The sequence below is a fragment of the Streptomyces sp. NPDC014894 genome, from assembly GCF_043080985.1.
GTDB lineage: Bacteria > Actinomycetota > Actinomycetes > Streptomycetales > Streptomycetaceae > Streptomyces.
In genome coordinates, this window is sequence record NZ_JBIBWD010000001.1 from 376,158 (window position 1) to 400,896 (window position 24,739).

21 protein-coding genes are annotated in these 24,739 nt (G+C 73.0%); 15 read left to right on the forward strand and 6 right to left on the reverse strand.

Annotated features, from left to right (window positions below):
* Positions 1-7 precede the first annotated feature (7 nt).
* A complete protein-coding gene (gene rpmB / locus ACF089_RS01610) occupies positions 8-193 on the reverse strand; it encodes a 50S ribosomal protein L28 (protein WP_003957616.1) in 186 nt (61 codons plus the stop codon).
* Between the two features lie 280 nt (positions 194-473).
* Between rpmB and ACF089_RS01615 the strand changes: the two genes are divergently transcribed.
* The 9 genes from ACF089_RS01615 (at position 474) to mutM (ending at position 9,924) form a co-directional block, all read left to right on the forward strand.
* On the forward strand, positions 474-2,081 hold the full coding sequence (locus ACF089_RS01615) for a DAK2 domain-containing protein (protein WP_392020326.1): 1,608 nt from the start codon (positions 474-476) through the stop codon (positions 2,079-2,081).
* 96 nt (positions 2,082-2,177) lie between these two features.
* Positions 2,178-4,376, forward strand: a complete 2,199-nt coding sequence (gene recG, locus ACF089_RS01620) for an ATP-dependent DNA helicase RecG (protein WP_392020329.1) — start codon at positions 2,178-2,180, stop codon at positions 4,374-4,376.
* 120 nt (positions 4,377-4,496) lie between these two features.
* The gene (gene rsmD, locus ACF089_RS01625; protein WP_392020331.1) at positions 4,497-5,099 is read left to right on the forward strand and encodes a 16S rRNA (guanine(966)-N(2))-methyltransferase RsmD; all 603 of its coding nucleotides are present in this window, start codon (positions 4,497-4,499) and stop codon (positions 5,097-5,099) included.
* A 26-nt stretch (positions 5,100-5,125) separates the two neighbouring features.
* The gene (coaD, locus tag ACF089_RS01630; RefSeq protein WP_392020333.1) at positions 5,126-5,605 is read left to right on the forward strand and encodes a pantetheine-phosphate adenylyltransferase; all 480 of its coding nucleotides are present in this window, start codon (positions 5,126-5,128) and stop codon (positions 5,603-5,605) included.
* Positions 5,606-5,748: 143 nt separating this feature from the next.
* Entirely contained in the window at positions 5,749-6,885 is a 1,137-nt protein-coding gene (locus ACF089_RS01635; RefSeq protein ID WP_392020334.1) for an ATP synthase F0 subunit B, read from the forward strand.
* A 193-nt stretch (positions 6,886-7,078) separates the two neighbouring features.
* A complete protein-coding gene (locus ACF089_RS01640; protein ID WP_392021550.1) occupies positions 7,079-7,726 on the forward strand; it encodes a YceD family protein in 648 nt (215 codons plus the stop codon).
* Positions 7,727-7,728: 2 nt separating this feature from the next.
* A complete protein-coding gene (gene rpmF / locus ACF089_RS01645; RefSeq protein WP_043229344.1) occupies positions 7,729-7,902 on the forward strand; it encodes a 50S ribosomal protein L32 in 174 nt (57 codons plus the stop codon).
* Between the two features lie 19 nt (positions 7,903-7,921).
* Positions 7,922-8,869, forward strand: coding sequence for a ribonuclease III (rnc, locus tag ACF089_RS01650; protein ID WP_392020337.1), 948 nt, complete (start codon positions 7,922-7,924; stop codon positions 8,867-8,869).
* 185 nt (positions 8,870-9,054) lie between these two features.
* Entirely contained in the window at positions 9,055-9,924 is an 870-nt protein-coding gene (gene mutM, locus ACF089_RS01655) for a bifunctional DNA-formamidopyrimidine glycosylase/DNA-(apurinic or apyrimidinic site) lyase (protein WP_392020340.1), read from the forward strand.
* On the opposite strand, the gene ACF089_RS01660 is transcribed toward mutM, so the two are convergent.
* Entirely contained in the window at positions 9,888-10,274 is a 387-nt protein-coding gene (locus tag ACF089_RS01660; RefSeq protein ID WP_392020343.1) for a winged helix-turn-helix transcriptional regulator, read from the reverse strand. The genes mutM and ACF089_RS01660 overlap by 37 nt on opposite strands.
* Before the next feature lie 96 nt (positions 10,275-10,370).
* Entirely contained in the window at positions 10,371-11,249 is an 879-nt protein-coding gene (locus ACF089_RS01665; protein ID WP_392020346.1) for a CAP domain-containing protein, read from the reverse strand.
* Positions 11,250-11,450: 201 nt separating this feature from the next.
* On the opposite strand from ACF089_RS01665, the gene ACF089_RS01670 reads away from it, so the two are divergent.
* From ACF089_RS01670 to ACF089_RS01685, 4 genes are all read left to right on the forward strand, one after another.
* Positions 11,451-11,732 (forward strand): acylphosphatase, encoded by a 282-nt coding sequence (locus ACF089_RS01670; protein ID WP_392020349.1) that lies wholly within the window; start codon positions 11,451-11,453, stop codon positions 11,730-11,732.
* Between the two features lie 404 nt (positions 11,733-12,136).
* A complete protein-coding gene (locus ACF089_RS01675; RefSeq protein WP_153486296.1) occupies positions 12,137-12,355 on the forward strand; it encodes a hypothetical protein in 219 nt (72 codons plus the stop codon).
* 158 nt (positions 12,356-12,513) lie between these two features.
* Positions 12,514-16,080, forward strand: a complete 3,567-nt coding sequence (gene smc / locus ACF089_RS01680; protein ID WP_392020353.1) for a chromosome segregation protein SMC — start codon at positions 12,514-12,516, stop codon at positions 16,078-16,080.
* 132 nt (positions 16,081-16,212) lie between these two features.
* Entirely contained in the window at positions 16,213-17,634 is a 1,422-nt protein-coding gene (locus ACF089_RS01685; RefSeq protein ID WP_392020356.1) for a sugar porter family MFS transporter, read from the forward strand.
* On the opposite strand, the gene ACF089_RS01690 is transcribed toward ACF089_RS01685, so the two are convergent.
* Together ACF089_RS01690 and ACF089_RS01695 are read right to left on the reverse strand one after the other, a co-directional pair.
* On the reverse strand, positions 17,547-18,629 hold the full coding sequence (locus ACF089_RS01690; RefSeq protein WP_392020358.1) for an LLM class flavin-dependent oxidoreductase: 1,083 nt from the start codon (positions 18,627-18,629) through the stop codon (positions 17,547-17,549). The two genes, ACF089_RS01685 and ACF089_RS01690, sit on opposite strands and share 88 nt — an antisense overlap.
* A 118-nt stretch (positions 18,630-18,747) precedes the next feature.
* Positions 18,748-19,986 carry a GNAT family N-acetyltransferase gene (locus ACF089_RS01695; protein ID WP_392020361.1) on the reverse strand — a complete coding sequence of 413 codons (1,239 nt, stop codon included), beginning with the start codon at positions 19,984-19,986 and terminating at the stop codon, positions 18,748-18,750.
* 164 nt (positions 19,987-20,150) lie between these two features.
* Here ACF089_RS01695 and ftsY point away from each other — a divergent pair, with 164 nt between their 5' ends.
* Positions 20,151-21,365, forward strand: coding sequence for a signal recognition particle-docking protein FtsY (gene ftsY / locus ACF089_RS01700; RefSeq protein ID WP_392020363.1), 1,215 nt, complete (start codon positions 20,151-20,153; stop codon positions 21,363-21,365).
* A 427-nt stretch (positions 21,366-21,792) separates the two neighbouring features.
* Here the strand turns inward: ftsY and ACF089_RS01705 are convergent, their stop codons facing one another.
* Entirely contained in the window at positions 21,793-22,455 is a 663-nt protein-coding gene (locus ACF089_RS01705) for a bifunctional DNA primase/polymerase (protein ID WP_392020366.1), read from the reverse strand.
* A gap of 495 nt (positions 22,456-22,950) precedes the next feature.
* On the opposite strand from ACF089_RS01705, the gene ACF089_RS01710 reads away from it, so the two are divergent.
* A complete protein-coding gene (locus tag ACF089_RS01710) occupies positions 22,951-24,429 on the forward strand; it encodes a hypothetical protein (RefSeq protein WP_392020369.1) in 1,479 nt (492 codons plus the stop codon).
* Positions 24,430-24,739: the final 310 nt, after the last annotated feature.

Sequence of the window (24,739 nt, forward strand, 5' to 3'; positions counted from 1 at the left end):
TTCACCTTTAGCGCGAGACCTTGCCGGCCTTGATGCACGAGGTGCAGACATTGAGCCGCTTCGGCGTCCGACCGACCACGGCACGCACACGCTGGATGTTCGGGTTCCAGCGACGAGACGTACGGCGGTGCGAGTGCGAAATGTTGTTGCCGAAGCCCGGCCCCTTGCCGCAGACGTCGCAGTTGGCAGCCACGGGTCACTCCAAAGACTTCAGATGCACTTACAGTGAAATCCGGCGTGCCGGAAATCAGTGATCTGATTCGGTGGCCTGCCGGGGGAATGGCCCGACTTTCATCGGGCAACCGGAGCAGCATACAACGACTGCATCCGCCCTACGAAACTACCACGACTGCCGCCGCCCCCACTCCGCCCGCCGCCGCCCGCCGGGGTCTACCCTGCGGTGCGACGCCGCTCAGGGCCCTGCCCGGCTGTTTCCCGCCCGCCCCGCCCGGCCGCCCAAGGAGGACCACCAGGTGCCGCAGAATCTCGACGCCCCAGCGGTACGGATCTGGTGCGCGCGATCCCTGGAGGCCCTCGGCCGCGAGCGCGCGGAGATCGACGCGATCAATGTCTACCCCGTCGCCGACGGCGACACCGGCACCAATCTCTATCTGACCCTCGAATCCGCCGCCCAGGCCGTCGAGGCGGTCTTCGCCGCCCACGAGACCGGCGGCTCCCGGCCCGGCGCCGCCGACGCCGCGCGGGCCATGGCGCACGGCGCCCTGATCGGGGCCCGCGGCAACTCCGGCACGATCCTCGCCCAGCTGCTGCGCGGCATGGCGGAGCGGATCGGCGCGGGCGACCGGCTCGCCGGAGCGCTCCGGGGGGCCGCCGAACTCGCCCGCGAGGCCGTCGCCCACCCCGTCGAGGGCACCATCCTCACGGTCGCCTCCGCCGCCGCCGAAGCCGCCGCCCGCGCGGACACGGACGCCGCCGGACCGACCGCCCGGGCCGCCTACGACGGAGCCTTCGCCGCCCTGGAGGCCACCCCCGGACAGCTCGCCGTCCTCGGCCGCGCCGGAGTCGTGGACGCCGGCGGCCGGGGACTGCTCGCGGTGCTCGGCGCGCTGGTCGAGGCGGTGACCGGCGAGGCCCCGGCGGCCCGGCCCGCCCCGGCCCGCCCCGGGACCGTCCCCGCCGGGGCCGGCGCCCCCTGCGCCGCCGACGGCCCCGCCTTCGAGGTCATCTACCTCCTGGAGGCCGCCGACGAGGCCGTCGCCGCGCTCCGGACCCGCCTCGACGCCCTGGGGGAGTCCCTCGTCGTCGTCGGCGGCGACGGCCTGTGGAACGTGCACGTCCATGTCGACGACGCGGGCGCCGCCGTCGAGGCCGGGGTCGAGGCGGGACGCCCGTACCGGATCCGCGTCACCCACTTCGACGGCGCGCACACCGCCGACCGCCTCCCCGAACCGGTCCAGCGGGCGGTCGTCGCGGTCGTCCCCGGCGAGGGGCTCGCCCGGATCTGCGCCGAGGCCGGGGCGACGACGGTGCCGACCCGCCCCGGGGAGCGGCCCGCCAGCGGCGAACTCGTCGACGCGATCCGCCGCGCGCACGCCCGCGAGGTGGTCCTCCTCCCCAACGCGGCCGAACTGCGCCACACCGCGGCCGCCGCGGCCGAACAGGCCCGTACGGAGGGGATCCGGGTCGCGCTCGTCCCCACCCGCGCCGCGGTCCAGGGCATCGCCGCGCTCGCGGTCCACGAGCCCGGACGCCGCTTCGACGAGGACGTGGTCGCGATGACGGCGGCGGCCGGCGCCACCCGGTACGCCGAGCTGACCGTGGCCGAGCGGCAGTCCTGGACCTCCGCGGGCGTCTGCCAGGCCGGAGACGTGCTGGGGCTGATGGACGGCGACGTCGCCGTCATCGGCGCCGATCTGACCGCGACCGCCACCGCCGTCCTGGACCGCATGCTGGCGGCCGGCGGCGAGCTGGTCACCCTCGTCCTCGGCGAGGCCCTCCCCGACCCGGCGGGCTTCCCCGCCCTGCTGGAACGCCATGTCCGGGAGACCTATCTCGCCGTCGACACCCTCGTCTACGAAGGCGGCCGGGGCTCCCCCCTGCTGCAGATCGGCGTCGAGTGACCCGCCCCGCGCACTGGTCCGTACGGGGCCGCCCCCGGCCCCCGCGCGCCCCGGACACCCCGCCGATGACGCCGGCTGTCAGTGCGGTGGTGTGCAATGGACCGCGTGCCCGTGCCCGATGAACCCCTGAACGAGCCTCTGAAGAAGACGCTCGGACCCGCCACCGCCAAGGTGCTCACCGACCAGCTCGGCCTGGACACCGTCAGCGATCTGCTCCACCACTACCCCCGCCGGTACGAGGAGCGCGGCCGGCTCACCCCGCTGGCCGAGCTTCCGCTCGACGAGGACGTGACCGTGGTCGCCCAGGTCGCCGACGCCCGGGTGCACACCTTCAACGGCGGCCGGGGCAAGCGCCTGGAAGTCACCATCACCGACGGCAGCGGCCGGCTCCAGCTGGTCTTCTTCGGCCGGGGCGTCCACAAGCCGCAGAAGGATCTGCTGCCCGGCAGCCGGGCGATGTTCGCCGGCCGGGTCTCGGTCTTCAACCGCAGGCTCCAGCTCGCCCACCCCTCCTACGCCAAGCTCGGCGGGGAGGAGGACGCGGTCGACGTCGAGTCCTGGGCCGGCGCGCTCATCCCCATCTACCCCGCCTGCAAGGGCATGGAGTCCTGGAAGATCGCCAAAGCGGTCGACGCGGTGCTGCCCCGGGCCGGCGAGGCGGCCGACCCGCTGCCCCCGGCCCTGCGCGAGGGCCGCGGCTTCGTCCCTCTCCCCGAGGCCCTGCTCAAGATCCACCGCCCGCACACCAGGGCCGACGTCGAGGCCGCCAGGGAGCGGCTGAAGTGGGATGAGGCGTTCGTCCTCCAGGTCGCGCTCGCCCGCCGCCGGCTCGCCGACGCGCAATTGCCCGCCGTCGCCCGCCGCCCCCGCCCCGGCGGCATCCTCGACGCCTTCGACGCGCGACTGCCCTTCACCCTCACCGACGGCCAGCTGAAGGTCACCGCGGAGATCTTCGCCGAGCTGGCCGCCGAGCACCCGATGCACCGGCTGCTCCAGGGCGAGGTCGGCTCCGGAAAGACCCTGGTCGCGCTGCGCGCGATGCTCGCCGTGGTGGACGCCGGCGGCCAGGCCGCGATGCTCGCGCCCACCGAGGTCCTCGCCCAGCAGCACCACCGCTCCGTCGTGGAGATGATGGGCGAGCTGGCCGAGGGCGGGATGCTGGGCGGCGCGGAGCACGCCACCAAGGTGGTGCTGCTCACCGGCTCCATGGGCGCCGCCGCCCGCCGGACCGCCCTGCTCGACCTGGTCAGCGGCGACGCGGGCATCGTCATCGGCACCCACGCCCTGATCGAGGACAAGGTCCAGTTCCACGATCTGGGCCTGGTGGTGGTGGACGAGCAGCACCGCTTCGGCGTCGAGCAGCGCGACGCCCTGCGCTCCAAGGGCAAGCAGCCCCCGCATCTGCTGGTGATGACCGCCACCCCCATCCCGAGGACGGTCGCCATGACCGTCTTCGGCGATCTGGAGACCTCGGTGCTGGACCAGCTCCCGGCCGGCCGCTCCCCGATCGCCAGCCATGTCGTCCCCGCCCAGGACAAGCCCCACTTCCTGGCCCGCGCCTGGGACCGGGTCCGCGAGGAGGTCGACAAGGGCCACCAGGCCTATGTGGTCTGCCCCCGCATCGGGGACGACGAGGACGAGAAGCCCAAGAAGAAGCCCGCCGCCGAGGAGGACGGGAAACGCCCCCCGCTCGCCGTGCTCGACGTCGCCGAAGAGCTGCGCCGGGGACCGCTCCAGGGGCTGAGCGTCGAGGTGCTGCACGGCAGGATGCACCCCGACGACAAGGACGGCGTGATGCGCCGCTTCGCCGCGGGCGAGGTGGACGTCCTGGTCGCCACCACCGTCATCGAGGTCGGCGTCAATGTGCCCAACGCCACCGCGATGGTGATCATGGACGCCGACCGCTTCGGCGTCTCCCAGCTCCACCAGCTCCGCGGCCGGGTCGGCCGCGGCTCGGCCCCGGGGCTCTGTCTGCTGGTCACCGACATGCCCGAGGCCAGTCCCGCCCGGGCCCGCCTCGGCGCGGTCGCCGCCACGCTCGACGGCTTCGAGCTGTCCCGGATCGACCTGGAGCAGCGGCGCGAGGGCGATGTCCTCGGCCAGGCGCAGTCCGGCGTCCGCTCCTCGCTGCGGATGCTCACCGTCATCGACGACGAGGAGGTCATCGCCGCCGCCCGCGAGGAGGCCGTGCGGACCGTGCGCGAGGACCCGGAGCTGGAGCGCGCCCCCGGGCTGCGGCTGGCCCTGGACGCCCTGCTGGACGAGGAGCGCGAGCGGTATCTCGACAAGGGCTGAGCCCGCGCCCCCGCCCGCGGTCCCGGGCCCGGGACCGTGTCGCGCCGCCCCCGCGGCGAGCTGAGAGACTGGGCGGCGAGGGGCCGGACCGGCCCCGACCACGACTGTGTGAGGACCGAGATGACCCGCGTGATCGCCGGCAGTGCCGGCGGACGCCGACTCGCCGTTCCGCCCGGCACCGGCACCCGCCCCACGTCCGACCGCGCTCGCGAGGGCCTCTTCTCCAGCTGGGAGGCGTTCCTCGGCCCGCTCGACGGGCTGCGGATCGCCGATCTGTACGCGGGCTCCGGCGCGGTCGGACTGGAGGCGCTCTCCCGGGGCGCCTCCCACGCCCTGCTGGTCGAGGCCGACGCCCGGGCCGCCCGCACCGTCCGGGAGAACGTCCGCGCCCTCGGGCTCCCCGGCGCCGAGGTCCGCACCGGCCGGGCCGAGCAGATCGTGACGGGACCGCCCCCCGAGGAGCCCTACGACGTGGTCTTCCTCGACCCGCCGTACGCCGTCACCGACGACGATCTTCGGGAGATCCTCCTCACACTCCGGGCCCAGGGCTGGCTCACCGACGACGCGCTCGCCACCGTGGAACGCAGCACCAGAGGCGGAACCTTCAGCTGGCCGAGGGGTTTCGAGCCGCTGCGGGCCCGTCGCTACGGCGAGGGAACGCTTTGGTACGGTCGCGCCGCCTCTGTCTGCGCAGAGGCTTCTACGTGCGAAGACGCCCCATGAGCGGGCCGGAGAGCGAGGGACTTCCAGTGCGCCGCGCAGTCTGTCCGGGGTCTTTCGACCCCATCACCAACGGGCATCTCGACATCATCGCCCGCGCCTCCAAGCTGTACGACACCGTCCATGTCGCGGTGATGATCAACCAGTCCAAGAAGGGGCTGTTCACCGTCGACGAGCGGATGGACCTGATCCGCTCGGTCACCTCCGAGTACGGAAACGTCTCCGTCGAGTCCCACCACGGACTCCTGGTCGACTTCTGCAAGGCCCGGGACATCCCCGCCATCGTCAAGGGCCTGCGGGCGGTCAGCGACTTCGACTACGAGCTGCAGATGGCCCAGATGAACAACGGCCTCTCCGGCGTCGAGACCCTCTTCGTCCCGACCAACCCGACCTACAGCTTCCTCTCCTCCAGCCTGGTCAAGGAGGTCGCCGCCTGGGGCGGCGACGTCTCCCATCTGCTGCCGCCGGTCGTCCACGAGGCGCTGGTCGCGCGTCTCACCGGCGCCTGACCGCCGGTATCCGTACCGGCGGCCCGGACTGACGGTCCGTCAATCGGTGTCCCGGGGCCGCCCGCGCGCCGTACAGTCGTCCCGTCCGTCCGGTACGCGGCGGACCCGGCTCAGACGTTCCAGGCAGAGAGTGGCGGACCAGGGTGGACGTGCAGAAGAAGCTCGATGAGATCGTCCGGGCGATCGGGAGCGCCCGCTCCATGCCCATGTCGGCGTCCTGCGTGGTCAACCGCGCCGAACTGCTCGCCCTGCTCGACGAGGTGCGCCAGGCCCTGCCCGGCTCGCTGGCGCAGGCCCAGGAGCTGATCGGCGACCGGGAGCAGATGGTCGCCGAGGCCCGCCACGAGGCCGAGCGGATCATCGAGAGCGCCCACGCCGAGCGCGGCTCGCTGGTCTCCAGCACCCAGGTCGCCCGCCGGTCCCAGGACGAGGCGGACCGCATCCTCGCCGACGCCCGCCGCGACGCCGAGGAGATCCGGGCCGAGGCCGACGACTACGTCGACTCCAAGCTCGCCAACTTCGAGGTCGTCCTCACCAAGACCATCGGCTCCGTCGACCGGGGCCGCGAGAAGCTCCTCGGCCGGGGCCCGGGCCTCGGCCAGGACGGCTACCCCGACCCCGACGCCCCCGAGTACAGCGCCGACCCGCAGACCCTGATCCACCGGGCCGACGAGTACGTGGACGCCAAGCTGGGCGCGTTCGAGGCGGTGCTCTCCAAGACCCTGGACGCGGTCGGCCGCGGCCGCCAGAAGCTCCACGGCCGGACCACCGGCGACGCCCTCGGCGAGCACATGGCGGCCCAGGACGCGGCGGGCACGGCCCGGCGGCACTCCAGTGACGCGGAGTATCTGGCCGGCCTGGCGGAGCTGGCCGATCCGGAGCCGCGGCAGACCCGGGAGCCCCGGCCCCCGGCCGCGCCCCCGCACGCCCCGGAGCCCCTGCCGGCCGCGCCCCCGCACGACCCCGGCCCCCCGCCGGCCCCGCAGCCGCACATCCCGGCCCAGCAGGATCCCTTCGGCGGATACCCGCAGCCGCAGCCCGGCTACGCCCCGTATCCTCAGGATCAGCCGCAGGACCCCTACGCCGCCTATCAGCAGCAGGGATACGCCCAGCAGCAGTACGGGCAGCCGGACCACTACGCGTACCAGGACGTGCCCCAGCAGTCCCAGCAGCCCCAGCTGCCCGCCCCGCAGGGGGCCGCCGCCCTCGACGAGACCAGCTTCTTCGACACCAGCATGATCGATCTGGAGGAGCTGCGCCGCTATGAGCAGGGGCGCTGAGGCCCCGCGCGAGGCGCGCCGGGCAAGGCGCCGGGAGGGCCCCCGGGGCCGGATTGGGTCTATGGCGACCTGTCCAGTATCCTGGCTCTTCGGTCGCGCGTAGTCACGCGATTCCGGCTGCCCGCCTCCCGCGTACAGCGGGACGACAGCCCTCTCTCCCCCAGCAGCACGCATCCCGAAAGCAGGAAAAGCCCTGAACGCCCGCCTCGACCACCGAAACCCCCTCGTGTTCGACACGCACGAGCTGGGCCGGCGTCCCGGCGCGCTCCAGCGGCTGTCCCGCACGATCCCGGCCCCCGGCGCCCCCGCGGTCTTCGGGATCGAGGGAGTCGTCGCCGTGCCGGAGGGCGAGAGCGTCGAGCTGGACCTCCGCCTGGAGTCGGTCATGGACGGAGTGCTGGTCACCGGCACCGCCCGTGCGTCGGCCGAGGGGGAGTGCGTAAGGTGTCTGGAGCCGCTGCGCCTCGATGTCGCGGCGGACTTCCAGGAGATGTTCACGTACCCCGACGCCGACGACCGGGGCCGCGGCCGTGCCGCGGAGCCCGGCGACGACGCCGAGGACGAGGACATCCTCCATCTCGAGGACGGCCTGTTCGACCTCGAGCCCGTGCTGCGTGATGCGGTGGTGCTCGCACTGCCGATGCAGCCGGTGTGCCGGGAGGACTGTGCCGGTCTCTGCGCCCAGTGCGGAATCCGGCTGGACGACGACCCGGACCACCACCACGATGCCCTCGACATCCGTTGGGCGGCATTGCAAGGACTCGCCGAAACCGTCAAGGACGGCGAGAAGGACAACATGAGCGGCGCCGAACCGGGCGTCGACGAGAAGCAGGAGAAGTAGCCGTGGCTGTTCCGAAGCGGAAGATGTCGCGCAGCAACACGCGCCACCGCCGGTCGCAGTGGAAGGCTGCGGTCCCCACCCTGGTTTCGTGCGAGCGTTGCCAGGAGCCCAAGCTGCAGCACATCGCGTGCCCTAGCTGTGGCACCTACAACAAGCGCCAGGTCCTCGCGGTCTGAGCGGCTGGTGAGAGGCCCGATGTCTGAGCTGTCCAATGCCAAGAAGCAGGAAGACGCCAGCAAAACAGTCAACGCAGCCTCGTCCCACACGCTTCTGGAAGGGCGGCTCGGGTATCACCTCGAGTCCGCCCTTCTGGTGCGTGCGCTGACCCACCGTTCGTACGCGTACGAGAACGGCGGTCTGCCCACCAATGAGCGGCTGGAGTTCCTCGGGGACTCCGTGCTCGGTCTGGTGGTCACCGACACCCTCTACCGCACCCACCCCGATCTGCCGGAAGGCCAGCTGGCCAAACTGCGGGCCGCGGTGGTCAACTCGCGTGCGCTGGCGGAGGTCGGCCGGGGTCTCGAACTCGGTCTCTTCATCCGGCTCGGCCGGGGCGAAGAGGGCACGGGCGGCCGGGACAAGGCGTCCATTCTCGCCGACACCCTCGAAGCGGTGATCGGCGCCGTCTATCTCGACCAGGGTCTGGAGGCGGCGTCCGAGCTGGTGCACCGGCTCTTCGATCCGCTGATCGAGAAGTCGTCGAATCTCGGTGCGGGCCTGGACTGGAAGACCAGTCTCCAGGAGCTGACCGCGGCCGAGGGTCTCGGTGTTCCGGAGTACGTCGTCACCGAGACGGGTCCGGACCATGAGAAGACCTTCACCGCTGCCGCCCGCGTCGGTGGTGTCTCGTACGGCACCGGCACCGGCCGCAGCAAGAAGGAAGCGGAGCAGCAGGCCGCGGAATCCGCCTGGCGGGAGATCCGTGCCGCCGCGGACCTGCGGGCCGAGGAGGCGAAGGCCGAGGCCACGGCCCGGTCGGCGGCCTCCGAAGCGGCGGACCGGACCGAGTCGGCCGCTGCCGGCGCGGAATCCGGAGCCCCTTCGGCCGCCGGTTCGCCCGGCGGTTCGCCGTCCGGGGAGGAGTCTTTGGACGCCTCCGCGGCGGCCGGCTCCGAGGAACAGGCGGACCGGGCCACGGCCTGAGTCCCGCCCGTCCGATCACATCGAGGCCCCCGTGCCCCCGGAACGCTCCGGGAGCGCGGGGGCCTCGGTCTCTTCCCCGGAGCGAGGGTCCGTTTCCCGCCTACTGTCCGGTCCCCGATGACCGGTGTCCGCCGACAGGGCGGTACGCTGCGGGCGTCACCGCGAGCGTTTCCCGGAGGAGCCCCGTGCCCGAGCTGCCCGAGGTCGAGGTCGTACGCCGAGGACTCCAGTGCTGGGTCAGCGGCCGGACCATCGCCGAGGTGCGTGTGCTGCACCCGCGAGCCGTCCGCCGCCATCTCGCCGGAGCCGACGACTTCGCCGCCCGGCTCAAGGGTCACAGCGTCGGCATCGCCCGCCGCCGGGGCAAATACCTCTGGCTGCCGCTGGCCGACACCGACTCCTCGGTCCTCGGCCATCTCGGGATGAGCGGTCAGCTGCTGGTGCAGCCCGAGGACGCGGCGGACGAGAAGCATCTGCGGATCCGGGTCAGTTTCGACGACTCCCTCGGCACCGAGCTGCGCTTCGTGGACCAGCGGACGTTCGGCGGGCTCTCGCTGCACGACAACACCCCCGACGGACTGCCCGACGCGATCGCGCACATCGCCCGCGATCCGCTGGACCCCGCTTTCGACGACGCCGCGTTCCACGCCGCGCTGCGGCTGCGGCGGACGACGGTGAAACGGGCCCTGCTCGACCAGTCGCTGATCAGCGGCGTGGGCAATATCTACGCGGACGAGGCGCTCTGGCGCGCCAGGCTCCACTACGAGCGCCCGACGGCGGGCATCGCCGGGGCCCGCTCTGCCGAGCTTCTCTGTCATGTACGGGACGTGATGAACGCGGCGCTGGCGGCCGGCGGCACCAGTTTCGACAGCCTCTATGTGAATGTGAACGGCGAATCCGGCTATTTCGACCGTTCGCTGGACGCCTACGGCCGTGAGGACGAGCCCTGCCGCCGCTGCGGCACTTTGATCAGACGGCGGCCCTGGATGAATCGGTCCAGCTACTTCTGCCCGCGCTGTCAGCGTCCGCCGAGGCTCTCACGCCCCTCGTCATAGCGCTGCCGGGCCGCGAGGACCTCCGGCATCCGGCTCTCCACCAGCCGGATCAGACCGATCAGCCGCTCGGCGGCGGCCCGGCCGAGCGGGGTCAGCTCATAGTCCACCCGGGCCCGTGAGCCGGCGTCGGCCTCGCGGTGCACCAGCCCGTCGCGCTCCAGCGCGTGGAGCGTCTGGGAGAGCATTTTCTCGCTGACGCCGTCGACGGCGCGCCGCAGCTCGTTGAAGCGAAGGCTTCCCGCGAAGAGCGCGGCGACGGTGAGTCCGCCCCAGCGGCCGGTGAGGTGCTCCAGCGTCGTACGGGAGGGGCAGCCTCGCGCGAGGACGTCAAAGGCCGGACCGTCGTCCATGACCATCACCTTATGTCGGCGGAGCGCTGACCTTCGAAGAGGGTGGTACTCGGCAAAAACGCCAGGGACTTGTCAGGCCGGAGACGCGGTGTGCCTTCAGAAGCCGAAGTTCTGGGTCCACCAGGGGCCGCCGTCGCCGAGGTGGACCCCGACGCCCAGCGTCTTGTAGTCGCAGTTCAGTATGTTCGCGCGGTGACCCTCGCTGTTCATCCACGAGTTCATCACCGCCTCGGCGTCCGCCTGGCCGCGGGCGATGTTCTCGCCGCCGAGATTGCTCACGCCCGCCCGCTCGGCACGGTCCCAGGGGGTGTCGCCGTCGGGGTCGGTGTGGGAGAAGAACCCCCGCGCGGCCATGTCGGAGCTGAAGGCGCCCGCCAGCCGGGCCAGTGCGGCGTCGAACCGGACCGGGGCGCAGCCGACCTTGGCGCGCTCCTCGTTCACCAGCGCGAGCACCTCGGCCTCGGTCGCCGTTCCCGAGGGCGCCGACGGCGCGGGGGTGGAGGGCTTCGGGGACGCGGACTGCCGGGGCGGGGCGGTGCGTTCGGCAGAGCGGTCGGACGCGCGCTCCTCGGCGCGCTCCGGAGCCTTCTCCTTCGGAGTCTCGGCGGTCCGCTCCGGAGTGGCCGTCTTCCGCTCCGGAGGCGCCTCGGACTTCTGCGAGGGCTTGGCGGAGGGAGCGGCCGGGGGCTTCTGGGAGGGCGTTTTCGAGGGGGCGTGCGCGGGCGCGGGTATCGCTCCGGCGGTGCTCCGGGCGGGCTCCTCGCCCGAGTCGCCCTGGGTCTGGAGCGTGGCCGAACCCCCGCTCCGCACCTGGCTGCCGGGGGAGTTGTCGCCGCCCATGGTGTAGGTGTCGCCGCCCGGCAGCAGTCCGGACGCGACGGCGACCGCACCCACCGCCATGGCCGCGGAGGCGCCGAGCAGTCCCGTGCGAACGGGCCTGACCGCACGCTTGGTGGAGCGACGATGGCGTCCCATCTGCTTGTGCCTTCCTCGTACTCGGCGGTTGTACCGCTCCGCCGTATGCCGGTCGCACTCCGGCCCCGCATCGGTTGGACGAGAAGACCGGTTCACCCGAACGGGTGAGGTTCATTGCGACCGGACTGTACGCCATGACGCGTGGGGCGGAAGGTGACGATGGGGAAATCGACGGGGCGCCTCTGCGGATACCGTGCAGTCATGAACGATGCGGCACGGCTCACCGCCTGGGTACGCGGTCGAGTACAAGGAGTGGGTTTTCGATGGTTTACCAGGGCAAACGCTCTGGAGATCGGGGGGCTCACCGGATTCGCCCTCAATCTCGACGACGGCAGGGTGCAGATCGTCGCGGAGGGATCACGTGAGAATTGCCACCGTCTCCTGGAGTGGCTGCGCTCCGCCGACACACCCGGACGTGTCGACGGTGTGACTGAGATATGGGACACGCCACGCGGCGGTTACGACGGCTTCGCGATCCGCTGACGCGACCCGTTCCACGGCCGGCGCCCCGGCGCTCCCGGGGCCGCCGGGGCTCCCTCCGCGCACCCCCGCCGAATGGGGAAACAAGCAGGTGGTTGCCAATAAGGGCCAACCGTGCCAGGCTGCCGCAGTAGGGCGGATCCCGCCGCCCCCAAGGCCCCGGAGCAGAGCCCTCCGCCGCAAGCGCGACGGATGTGAGCCCCCGGCCGGCCCTACCCCCACGGGGTGTGATCGTGTTGACCGTCAAACTTTTTGGTGAGACTCTGGAATCCCCGCGCACCTTAGCTGTTTGGCAGTAAGAACCGCAGTGATAGAGCAGTACCAGAGCACTGTCGAGCACCGCGGGTGCGAATCCCTCACGACCCACACCGCATCGGTCGGTCACTCAGTGTGGAGGACCATCCATCATGGCAAAGGCGCTTCTCGGTTACGTCGGCGGTTCTGACCCGCGACTCCTCGCCGAGATGCGACGGCTCCAGCAGCGCGTCCAGGATCTGGAATCCGAACTCGTACGGATCCAGTCCGAGAATGACGCGCTCAGCGCTGCCGTCGCTCAGCACCCCGGAGAGTCGCTGCTTGACGGCATCGACATCGACGTACCGCAGGCGGAGCCCGCGCTCACCTGAGCCCGGCGATCCGTCTGAGATCCGCGCAAGATATGCAAGGGACGCCTCGGCGTCCCTTCTTTCTTTCCCCCCACGGCATCCGCCTCCCCACACTTACCGTCTGATGTGCCCCCCGCCCTCCCGGGTGAAACCGCCGGCTGAAGGTAGAGTCCGGCTGCGTGCACCTCAAGGCCATGACCCTGCGCGGTTTCAAATCCTTCGCCTCCGCCACCACCCTGCGGTTCGAACCGGGCATCACCTGTGTCGTGGGCCCCAACGGCTCCGGCAAATCGAATGTCGTGGACGCGCTCTCCTGGGTCATGGGCGAGCAGGGCGCCAAATCGCTGCGCGGCGGAAAGATGGAGGACGTCATCTTCGCCGGGACCACCGGGCGTCCGCCGCTCGGCCGGGCCGAGGTCTCGCTGACCATCGACAACGCCGACGGCGCGCTGCCCATCGAGTACGCCGAGGTCACTCTCACCCGGATCATGTTCCGCAACGGCGGCAGTGAATACCAGATCAATGGCGACACCTGCCGGCTCCTCGACATTCAGGAACTGCTCTCCGATTCCGGTATCGGCCGGGAAATGCACGTCATTGTCGGACAGGGCCGACTGGACTCCGTACTCCACGCCGATCCCATGGGCCGCCGCGCCTTCATCGAAGAGGCCGCGGGCGTACTCAAGCATCGCAAGCGCAAGGAGAAGGCGCTGCGCAAACTCGACGCGATGCGGGCCAATCTCGCGCGGGTCCAGGACCTCACCGACGAACTGCGCCGACAGCTCAAACCGCTCGGCCGCCAGGCCGCCGTGGCCCGCCGGGCCGCCGTCATCCAGGCCGGTCTGCGCGACGCCCGGCTCCGGCTCCTCGCCGACGATCTCGTCCGGTTGCGGACCGCGCTCAGCGCCGAGATCGCGGACGAGGCCGCGCTCAAGGAGCGCAAGGAGACCGCCGAGGCCGAGCTGAGGGCGGCGCTCGCCCGGGAGGCCGCGCTGGAGGAGGCCGTACGGCGGCTCGCGCCCCGGGGGCGGGCCGCCCAGCAGGGCTGGTACGAGCTGTCCCAGCTCGCCGAGCGGGTGCGCGGCACGGTCTCCCTCGCCGACGCCCGGGTCCGCAGCGCCACCGCGCCGCCGGTGGAGGAGCGGCGCGGCCGGGACCCGGAGGACCTGGAGCGCGAGGCCGCCCGGGTCCGGGAGCAGGAGGCCGAGCTGACGGCCGCGCTGGAGTCGGCGGCCCGGGCGCTGGAGGACACCGTGGCCCACCGCGCCGAACTGGAACGGGAACTCGCCGCCGAGGAGCGCCGGCTGCGGGACGCCGCCCGCGCCATCGCCGACCGGCGCGAGGGACTCGCCCGCCTCGGCGGCAAGGTCGCCGCCGCCCGCGGCCGGGCGGCCTCCGCCCAGGCCGAGATCGACCGGCTCTCCGACGCGCACGAACAGGCGCGCGAGCGGGCGGCCGCCGCGCTGCGGGAGTACGAGGCGCTCCGCGCCGAGGTGGCCGGACTGGACGCCGACGACGCCGAGCTGGGCGAACGCCATGACGCCGCCCGCCGCGAACTCGCCGTCGCCGACGAGGAGCTGGCCGCCGTGCGCGAGGCGCTCACCGAGGCCGAGCGCGAGCGCGCCGCCCTCACCGCCCGCCGCGACGCCCTCGCGCTCGGCCTGCGGCGCAAGGACGGCACCGCGGCGCTGCTCGCCGCCAGGGACCGCGTCGGCGGTCTGCTCGGCCCGGCGTCCGAACTCCTCACCGTCGTCCCCGGGTACGAGATCCCGGTCGCCGCCGCCCTGGGCGCGGCCGCGGACGCGATCGCCGTCGCCACCCCGGCGTCGGCCGCCGAGGCGCTGCGTCTGCTGCGCAAGACCGACGCGGGCCGCGCCTCGATACTCCTGGCGGACGCCCCGGAGGAGCCCCCGCCGGCCGGGCCCGCCGGCCCAGGCCGCCCGCCGGGCCCGTACGCCGTGGAACTGGTGCGAGGACCCGGGGAACTCATGGCGGCGGTACGGCTGCTGCTGCGCGGCCATGTCGTCGTGGACACGCTGGAGCAGGCCGAGGAACTGGTCTACGCGCGCCCCGGACTCACCGCCGTCACCGCCGAGGGCGACGTCCTCTCGGCGCACTTCGCGCAGGGCGGCGCGGCCGGTGCGCCCAGTCTGCTGGAGGTGCGGGCCTCGGTGGACGAGGCCGCCGGGGCCCTGGCGGAGCTGGCCGCGCGGTGCGAGGAGCTGACCCCGGCCCGCGGCCGTGCCGAGGCCCGGCGCGCCGAGTGCGCCGCGCGCGTGGAGGAGCTGGGGGAGCGGCGGCGTACCGCCGACCGGGAGAAGTCCGCCGTCTCCGGACGGCTGGGCCGGCTCTCCGGGCAGTCCAGGGCCGCCGCCGACGAGGCCGAGCGCACCGGGGCCGCCGTCGCCCGGGCCCGGGAGGCGCTGGAGCGGGCCCGGGCGGAGGCGGAGGAGTGGGCCGAGCGGCTGCTCGTCGCCGAGGAGGCCCCCGCCGAGGACGAGCCCGACAGCCAGGCGCGGGACCGGCTCGCCGCCGACGGGGCCAACGCCCGCCAGACCGAGATGGAGGCCCGGCTCCAGCTCCGCACCCATGAGGAGCGGGTCAAGGGCCTGGCCGGACGGGCGGACGCCCTCGACCGGGGAGCGCGCGCCGAACGGGAGGCGCGCGCCCGCGCCGAGCGCCGGCGGGCCCGGCTGCGGCACGAGGCCGCCGTCGCCGCCGCGGTCGCCGCGGGAGCCCGGCAGCTGCTGGCGCACGCCGAGGTCTCCCTCGTACGGGCCGACGCGGAGCGCACCGCCGCCGACGCGGCGACGGCCGGACAGGAGCGGGAGCTGACGGCGGCCCGCGCCCGGGGCCGTGAACTCGGCTCCGAGCTGGACCGGCTGACCGACTCGGTGCACCGGGGCGAGGTCCTCGGCGCGGAGAAGCGGCTGCGGATCGAGCAGCTGGAGGGCAGGGCGCTGGAGGAGCTGGGCGTGGAGCCCGCCGCCCTGATCGCCGAATACGGCCCCGACCAGCCCGTGCCCCCGGCCCCGCCCGCCGACGGCGAGGTGCTTCCGGAGGATCCGGATCATCCCCGCAACCGGCCCGCACGTTTTGACCGGGCCGTCCAGGAAAGGCGACTGGCGTCGGCCGAACGGGCCCACCAGCAGCTGGGAAAGGTGAATCCGCTCGCCCTGGAGGAGTTCGCGGCGCTGGAGGAGCGCCATCAGTTCCTCTCGGAGCAGCTAGAGGATCTGAAGAAGACCCGCAAGGACCTTCTTCAGGTGGTGAGGGAGGTGGACGAGCGCGTCGAGCAGGTCTTCACCGAGGCGTACCGGGACACGGCCCGCGAGTTCGAGGGCGTCTTCGCGCGGCTCTTCCCCGGCGGTGAGGGCAGACTCGTGCTGACCGACCCCGCGAACATGCTCACCACGGGCGTGGACGTCGAGGCCCGGCCGCCCGGCAAGAAGGTCAAGCGGCTCTCCCTGCTCTCCGGCGGCGAGCGCTCCCTGACCGCCGTGGCGATCCTGGTGTCGATCTTCAAGGCCCGGCCGAGCCCGTTCTATGTGATGGACGAGGTCGAAGCGGCGCTCGACGACACCAATCTCCAGCGGCTGATCGGGATCATGCGGGAGCTCCAGGAGTCCTCCCAGCTGATCGTGATCACCCACCAGAAGCGGACGATGGAGGTCGCGGACGCGCTGTACGGCGTCTCCATGCAGGGGGACGGCGTCTCCAAGGTCATCGGACAGCGGCTGCGCTGAACCCCGTCCGCACTCTCACGCCGACAGCCCACCCCGGTGGTGGCGCGCCGCGAGCTGTGAGCCACTGAGAGGGCTCGCCCTCCCCGGCCGCGCCGCCGGGCGGTCCACGAGCACACGGCCCCAGGAGTACATGTGACGAGCAGTGCGCAGCCGCCCCCGGCCTCGGGGGCCCGCGAGGCCCATCCCGAACACCTCGGTCATGTCATCTTCATCACCGCGTCCGCCGCCATGGGCGGATTCCTCTTCGGCTACGACAGTTCGGTCATCAACGGCGCGGTCGAGGCGATCCGGGACCGGTACGCCATCGGCTCGGGGGAGCTGGCGCAGGTCATCGCGATCGCGCTGATCGGCTGTGCGATCGGCGCGGCCACCGCCGGCCGGATCGCCGACCGCATCGGCCGGATCGCCTGTATGCGGATCGCCGCCGTCCTGTTCGCCGTGAGCGCGGTCGGCTCGGCGCTGCCGTTCGCGCTCTGGGACCTGGCGATGTGGCGGGTCATCGGCGGCTTCGCCATCGGCATGGCCTCGGTCATCGGCCCCGCGTACATCGCCGAGGTCTCCCCGCCGGCCTACCGGGGCCGGCTGGCCTCCTTCCAGCAGGCCGCGATCGTCATCGGCATCGCCGTCTCCCAGCTGGTGAACTTCGGCATCCTCCAGCTCGCCGACGGCGACCAGCGCGGCGAGCTGGCCGGTCTCGAGGCCTGGCAGTGGATGCTCGGCGTGATGGTGGTGCCCGCGCTGCTGTACGGGCTGCTCTCCTTCGCGATCCCCGAGTCGCCCCGCTATCTGATCTCGGTCGGCAAGGTCCAGCGGGCGAAGCGGGTGCTCGCGGAGGTCGAGGGCGAGCACGTCGATCTGGACGCCCGGGTCGAGGAGATCGACCTGGCGATGCGCCGGGAGCACAAGTCGACCTTCAAGGACCTCCTCGGATCGCGGTTCGGCTTCCTGCCCATCGTCTGGATCGGCATCGGGCTCTCCGTCTTCCAGCAGCTCGTCGGCATCAATGTGGCGTTCTACTACTCGTCCACGCTGTGGCAGTCCGTGGGCATCGACCCGACGAGTTCGTTCTTCTACTCGTTCACCACGTCGATCGTGAACATCATCGGCACCGTGATCGCGATGGTCCTGGTCGACCGCATCGGCCGTAAACCGCTCGCCCTCATCGGCTCGGCCGGTATGGCGATCGCGCTGGCGGTGGAGGCGTGGGCGTTCTCCGCCGATCTCGTCGACGGCAAACTGCCCAGCCTGGAGGGCACGGTGGCGCTGGTCGCCGCCCATGTGTTCGTGCTGTTCTTCGCGCTCTCCTGGGGTGTGGTGGTCTGGGTCCTGCTCGGCGAGATGTTCCCGAACCGCCTGCGCGCCGCCGCCCTCGGCGTCGCCGCCTCCGCGCAGTGGATCGCCAACTGGGCCATCACCGCGAGCTTCCCGAGCCTCGCGGACTGGGACCTGTCGGCGACGTACATCATCTACGCCTCCTTCGCGGTGCTCTCGATCCCGTTCGTGCTGCTCTTCGTCAAGGAGACCAAGGGCAAGGCGCTGGAGGAGATGGGCTGAGCCGTCGCCGTGCCGGCCGCCCCGCCCCTCGCCGTAGCCGTCGCCGCGCAGAAGAGCCGCAGCGAGCGCCGGCCCTCGGCGAGGGGCATCCCGCCGCAGAGCGGATGCAGCACCAGGGACGCCGACCGGGCCGCGAGGGCGGCGCACTCCCGCGGCGTCACGATCCGGTACACCCCCTCCGCCCGCAGCTCCCCGACCGTCGCCGCCCGCGACCGCACCGCCGAGCGGATGTCCGCCGACTGCCAGGAGGCGTACGTCCTCGCCTCGTGCAGCAGATGCCCGCCGTAGCGGTCCCAGGCGCGGTCGGGGTCCTCGGCGACATGGAGCAGCGCGGTCCGCGCGGCGGGCATCGTCAGCCGTGCGACAGTGCCGTACTCCGCGCACCGCTCGCGGTAGTACGCCCCCAGCTCCGGCAGACGCTCGCCCGGGAAGAAGGGGAGCCCCAGCCGCGCCGCCCGCCGGGCGGCCGCCCGTGAGCCCCCGCCCACCAGCAGCGGCGGATGGGGCCGGGTGTACGGGCGCGGGGTCACCCGCACCGTCGTGCCCCGGTACGGGAACTCCTCGCCGGTCCAGGCCAGCAGCAGGGTCCGCAGCAGCTCGTCCTGGAGCCGGCCGCGCCGCGACCAGTCGACGCCCTGGCGCGCGTACTCCTCGGGTCGGTAGCCGATGCCCGCGACCGTGATCAGCCGGCCCCGGCCGATCAGATCGAGCACCGCGAGGTCCTCGGCGAGCCGCAGCGGGTCGTGGAGCGGGCCGATGACCGCCGAGACGGTGACCCCGATCCGGCGGGTGGCCCCGAGGACCGCGCCCGCGAAGGCCAGCGGGGAGGGGAGCCAGCCGTCCGCGACGCCGTGGTGCTCCTCGGTCTGGACCGCGCCGACGCCGTGCTCGTCCGCGTACCCGGCCATCTCCACGGCCGCCCGGTAGCGGTCGGCGAGGGTCTCGGGCGTCCCGGCGGGGTCGGCCAGATTGAAACGGACCACGGTGAAGGCCATGGAGAAGTCCCCCTTCGCGGGCTGCGGGCCTGGCGAAGGGGGACGATAGCTGACGTAGTGTCAGATCAACAGGGGCGGCACGGGCCCCCGGCCCGGGGAATCGGCGGAGGGCAGGCTCCTAGAACTCGTCCGTGGTGTGCGGCAGCAGCCCGGTCCGCGCCGCCGCCGTCAGCAGCTCGGCCGTCCCCGGGGTGTGCTCGGCGATCAGCCCCGCCCGGACCAGCTCCGCCGGCGCGATGTCACCGAGATACACCGCCGCCAGCTCCCGGACGTCCAGGGTCAGATCGGCCGCGTCCTCGGTCCGGGCGACCCGCGCCCGGTACGCGTCCCCGTCCGGCTTCGCGGTGACCCGGTACCGTCCGGCGTTGGCCGACACCCCCGTGTCGGTCACCTCCAGCACCAGATCGACGGGGGCCGACCAGGCCCGCCCCGCCAGCGCGGCGGGCACGTCGACCACCCGCAGCCACAGCGCCGGGAACTCCTGGGTGATCCGCACCTGGTCGCGGTCGGCGGAGAGCCGCAGCAGCACATCGTCCAGCGGACGGCCCCACGCCCGCACCTTGTCGGCCAGGTCGATCGAGGTCGCATAGCGCCACAGCGCGGCGGCGACGGCGGGCGAATCGGCCTCCAGCTCCTGGAGATGGACGGTGCCCCGGCCCTCGTCGTCCGTCTGGGTGCGGTAGAGGACATAGCCCGCGGGCGTCTCGCCCGGCTCCCCGAGGGTCACCACCCGGGGCGCGCTCCGGTCGTCGTCCTCCTCGTCCTCCGCCGGCAGGACGTGCTCGCGCCACCAGAGATCGTCCCGCGCCACCCGCCCCGCGCGCTCCGCCCGGGCGGCGGCGTGCAGCGGGCCGATCACGCCGGGCGCCTCTTCGGCGGAGACCAGCCGCAACGGCCGCTCGTCGGGCTCGGTCCGCAGCTCCAGCGGCCGGTCGCTGTCGATCTCCAGCGTGTACGAACGGGTCGCCGGCTCGAAACCGAACCGGCCGTAGATCCCCGTCTCCGACACCCAGAGCGCGGCCAGCGGCGCGCCCGCCGCCGCGCACCGCCGCCACAGCTCGGCGATCATTCCGCTGAGGACCCCGCGGCGGCGGTGCGTCGGCGCCACCGAGACGAAGGTCACCCCCGCGCACGGCAGCTCCCCGCCGGGCACCGACAGCAGCAGCCGGTGCGCGGCCAGCAGGCCGACCAGCTCGTCCCCCTCGTACGCCCCCACGAGGTCACAGCGCTCCAGGATCTCGCGGTGGAGCTTCCGCGGCCCCTCGTCGACGCTCTTGCCGAGAAACACGAGATAGTGCAGGTCCAGGGCGCGTTCAAGGTGCGCCTCCGGGATGGTCCGGTACTCCAAGACGGTCATGCACAGGACGCTAGCCCGCGGGGCTCGGCCCAGTCATCCGGGTTTCGCGCCCGCCCGCGCCGGGCCCCGGCGCGAGATCGCCGCCGCCTCGGCGGCGTCCCCGCCCGAATCGGCCGGGGTGTGGCCGACCTCCGACGGCGGGTGTGACCGATACTGGGTGGGTTATGGAATTCGTCATCCTTGCTGTAGTCATCGCCCTGGTCGCCGTCGGCGCGATCAGCGGGCTCGTGATCCGCGGCCGCAATAAGAAGCAGCTGCCGCCCTCGGCCCCGTCGTCCGCGCCGACCATCACCGCTCCGCCCGCCGAGCCGCATGTCGGCGACGAGGCGGAGACACCGCGGGAAGAACCACGCCGCACCATCGAGGAGGTCGACCTCCCGCCGGCGGACGAACCCGCCGGCTCGCCCGTCGCCGTCGAGGACCCGGTCGTCGCCGCCCCCGAGATCGAGGTCCCGGAGCCGACCGCCGGCCGGCTGGTCCGGCTGCGCGCCCGGCTCGCCCGCTCGCAGAACTCCCTCGGCAAGGGTCTGCTCACCCTGCTCTCCCGTGAGCACCTCGACGAGGACACCTGGGAGGAGATCGAGGAGACGCTGCTCGTCGCGGACGTCGGCGTCGCGCCCACCCAGGAGCTGGTCGAGCGGCTGCGCGAGCGGGTCCGGGTGCTGGGCACCCGCACCCCGGACGAGCTGCGCACCCTGCTCCGCGAGGAGCTGCTCCAGCTCATCGGCACCGAGGCCGACCGCGCGGTGAAGACCGAGAGCGGTCTCGACACCCCGGGCGTCGTCATGGTCGTCGGCGTCAACGGCACCGGCAAGACCACCACCACCGGCAAGCTCGCCCGGGTCCTGGTCGCGGACGGCCGCTCGGTCGTCCTCGGCGCGGCGGACACCTTCCGCGCGGCGGCGGCCGACCAGCTCCAGACCTGGGGCGAGCGGGTCGGCGCGCGCACCGTGCGCGGGCCGGAGGGCGGCGACCCGGCGTCGATCGCCTTCGACGCGGTCAAGGAGGGCATCGCCGAGGGCGCCGACGTGGTGCTCATCGACACCGCGGGCCGGCTCCACACCAAGACCGGTCTGATGGACGAGCTGGGCAAGGTCAAGCGGGTCGTGGAGAAGCACGGTCCGCTGGACGAGGTCCTGCTGGTCCTGGACGCCACCACCGGGCAGAACGGACTGGTCCAGGCCCGGGTCTTCGCCGAGGTCGTCAACATCACCGGCATCGTGCTGACCAAGCTCGACGGCACCGCCAAGGGCGGCATCGTCATCGCGGTCCAGCGGGAGCTGGGCGTGCCGGTGAAGCTGATCGGCCTGGGCGAGGGTCCGGACGACCTCGCGCCGTTCGAACCGGAGGCGTTCGTGGACGCCCTGATCGGCGACTGACCCACGACGCCCGCCGGGCCCGCGACACCTGTTCGAGGCCAGGGCCCGGCCCGCGCGCCGCGCCGAAAGGCGTGCCGCACCGCGCCGGAACCGGGACCGCCCGTCAGAAGCGGAACCCGAACCGGCAGCGGAACCGGAACCGCGCGCCCGGGCGGGACCTCGCGCCGCGTCGGAGGCGACCCGCCTCGCGGAGACCGCATCGCGCCCGCCGTACCGGAAGCCCCGGTACGGCGGGCGCTCTCGTTCCCGCGACGGCGCGCGCCCGGGAAGCCCCGGCGGTCCGACCGCGAACCGCGCGCCTCAGGCCACCGGTCCGACCGCGAACCGTGCGCCTCAGGCCGCCGGTCCGATCGCGAACCGCGCGCCTCGGATCGCCGGGCTCTCCGACCGTGCCTCAGGCCGCCGGTCCGATCGCGAACCGCGCGCCTCAGGCCGCCGAGCGGTGACAGATGTACGCCAGCGTCCCCAGCAGCAGCCGCGCCTCCGGCGGTGCGGTCGCCGTGTCCAGCGACGGCGGGCGGAGCCAGCTCACCGGGCCGAGCCCCGCGTGGTCCGAGGGCGGGGCGGTGATGTGGTCGCCCGGGCCCAGACAGTGCAGATCGAGATCCGCGTCGTCCCAGCCCATCCGGTAGAGCAGCCGCGGCAGATCGTCCGCGGCCCCCGGCGCGACGAAGAACTGGCAGCGGCCGTCCGGCGTCGCCGAGACGGGTCCCGGCGGCAGCCCCATCCGCTCCAGCCGGACCAGCGCCCGCCGCCCGGCCGGCGCGGCGACGTCCAGGATGTCGAAGGACCGCCCCACCGGAAGCAGCAGCGTCGCCCCCGGCACCCGCGCCCAGGCCGTGGAGACCTCGTCCAGCGTCGCGCCCGCGGGGATCTCGGCCGCGTACGGCAGCGGGTGCGCGCCCGGGGCCGCGCAGTCCGCGTCGCCGCAGGAGCACCCGCCGTTCGCCGCGCGCGCTCCCGGGGCCACGGACCAGCCCCAGAGTCCGGTGTACTCGGCCACCACGGTGCACTCCGCCGTGCGGCCACGGCGTCGCGAGCCGGACCGGATGTCCTTGGCGCCCCGGCTGCTGCCGATCGTGAAGCCCATGCCCATGCCCCCTCCAACGGGTCGTGTCGCCGGTGGTTACGACCCGAAGTTTCCTCGTAACACAGTGTCGCCACAGGTGTAGCTGGGGTGGCGCACGGTGGCGCGAGGGGGAGTGCGGATGGCTCCGCGCGCCCGTGTCCGCACCGGTCCGCCGTCTTCTGATCGTCGTGCGTCAAGTGAATCGCGCCCGGCGGCGGGGGAGTTCATTCGAAGGGGTGGCGAATGGTGGCGTTTGGCGGAACCTTCTCGCGAGACGGGTGATCGTAGGATTACTTTCAGTGTGCGAGACCGGTGAGCGCGTGCGCGCGGCCGGCGTGCGACCCGAGGCGCCTCGCGGCCCCGGACGGTCCTCGCGGACCGGCGGACGGTATTTGTGCAGGCTTATTTGTGCAGGCTTGTTGCAGAGAGGGTGCCTCCTGCGGACAGACGGCCGTGGCGCACGGCATTCTGACAAGGGTTCGAGCTTTCAGGGTTGTGATGGACGGGGGCCTCTCAGTGGACGGCAGCGGAGCCGGTACGAACACCGGCAAGCGCCCCAACGAACAGCTGGGCTCATGGTTCGTGCGCAGCGGCTGGTCCAAGGGCGAGCTGGCGCGCCAGGTCAACCGCCGGGCCCGCGAGCTGGGAGCCCACCACATCAGCACCGACACCTCACGGGTCAGGCGCTGGCTCGACGGCGAGCAGCCCCGCGAGCCGATCCCGCGGATCCTCTCCGAGCTGTTCTCCGAGCGCTTCGGCGCCGTCGTCGCCATCGAGGAGCTGGGGCTGCGGACCGCCCATCAGTCGCCCTCGGTCTCCGGGGTCGACCTCCCCTGGGCGGGTCCGCAGACCATCGCCCTGCTCAGCGAGTTCTCCCGGAGCGATCTGATGCTGGCCCGGCGCGGTTTCCTCGGCTCCTCGCTGGCGCTGGCCGCCGGACCCGCGCTGGTCGAGCCCATGCAGCGCTGGCTGGTGCCCACGCCGAACACCCCCGCCGCCCCGCCCCCGGGCCACGACCCGGTCGCCCTGCCCCTCCCCGCCCGGCTCTCCGGCCCGGAGCTGGAGCTGCTGGAGTCCACCACCTCGATGTTCCGCGAGTGGGACGCCCAGTGCGGCGGCGGACTGCGGCGCAAGGCGGTCGTCGGCCAGCTCCACGAGGTCACCGACCTCCTCCAGGAGCCCCACCCGGAGGCCACCCGCCGCCGGCTCTTCGTCTGCGCCGCCGAACTCGCCCAGCTGGCGGGCTGGATGAGCTATGACGTCGGCCTCCAGCCGACCGCGCAGAAGTACTTCGTGCTCGCCCTGCACGCCGCGAAGGAGGCGGGCGACAAGCCCCTCGGCTCGTACATCCTCTCCGCCATGAGCCGTCAGATGATCCATCTGGGACGGCCCGAGGACGCCCTGGAGCTGATCCACCTCGCCCAGTACGGCAGCCGGGACTGCGCCACCGCCCGCACCCAGGCCATGCTGTATGCGATGGAGGCCCGCGCCTACGCCAACATGGGCCAGCCCAGCAAGTGCAAACGAGCCGTCCGGATGGCCGAGGACACCTTCTCCGACGCCGGGGCCGACGGCGAGCCCGACCCCGACTGGATCCGCTTCTTCTCCGAGGCGGAGCTGAACGGGGAGAACGCGCACTCCTACCGCGACCTCGCCTATGTCGCGGGCCGCAGCCCGACCTACGCCTCTCTCGCCGAGCCGGTCATGGCGCGCGCCGTGGAACTCTTCCGGCCCGACACCGTGCACCAGCGGTCGTACGCGCTCAATCTCATCGGCATGGCCACGGTCCACCTGCTCAAGCGCGAGCCGGAGCACGCCACCGAGCTGGCCTCCACCGCTCTCACCGTGGCCAAACGGGTCCGCTCCGAGCGGGTCAACACCCGGCTGCGGAAGACCGTCGACACCGCCGCCCGGGACTTCGGCGACGTCGCCGAGGTGGTGCGCTTCACCGATCTCCTCACCGCGCAGCTGCCCGAGACCGCCGAGGCCGTCTGACCCGCCCGCCGCCCGCGAGGACCGGCCGCGCCCCTGCGGCCGGCCGGTCCGCCCGCTGTGCGTGCGCCCCCGTAAAAGCCTGTACGCGCCCGTACGCCCTGCCGCCGAGCCGCAGGCGACGCCGCGCACCGGCCCGCCCGCGCCCGCACGCCAGGGGCGCACGCCCTCGTACGCCTTCGTACGCCTTCGTACGCCGGACCCCGCCGTGGCCGGATAGCGCCGGTACGACCGCCCCCCGCGCGCGCCGGGGCGCGTTCATGGTCACGTAACACGGCGGACGCCTTCGTCACCCCGGTGAAACACCGTGCGG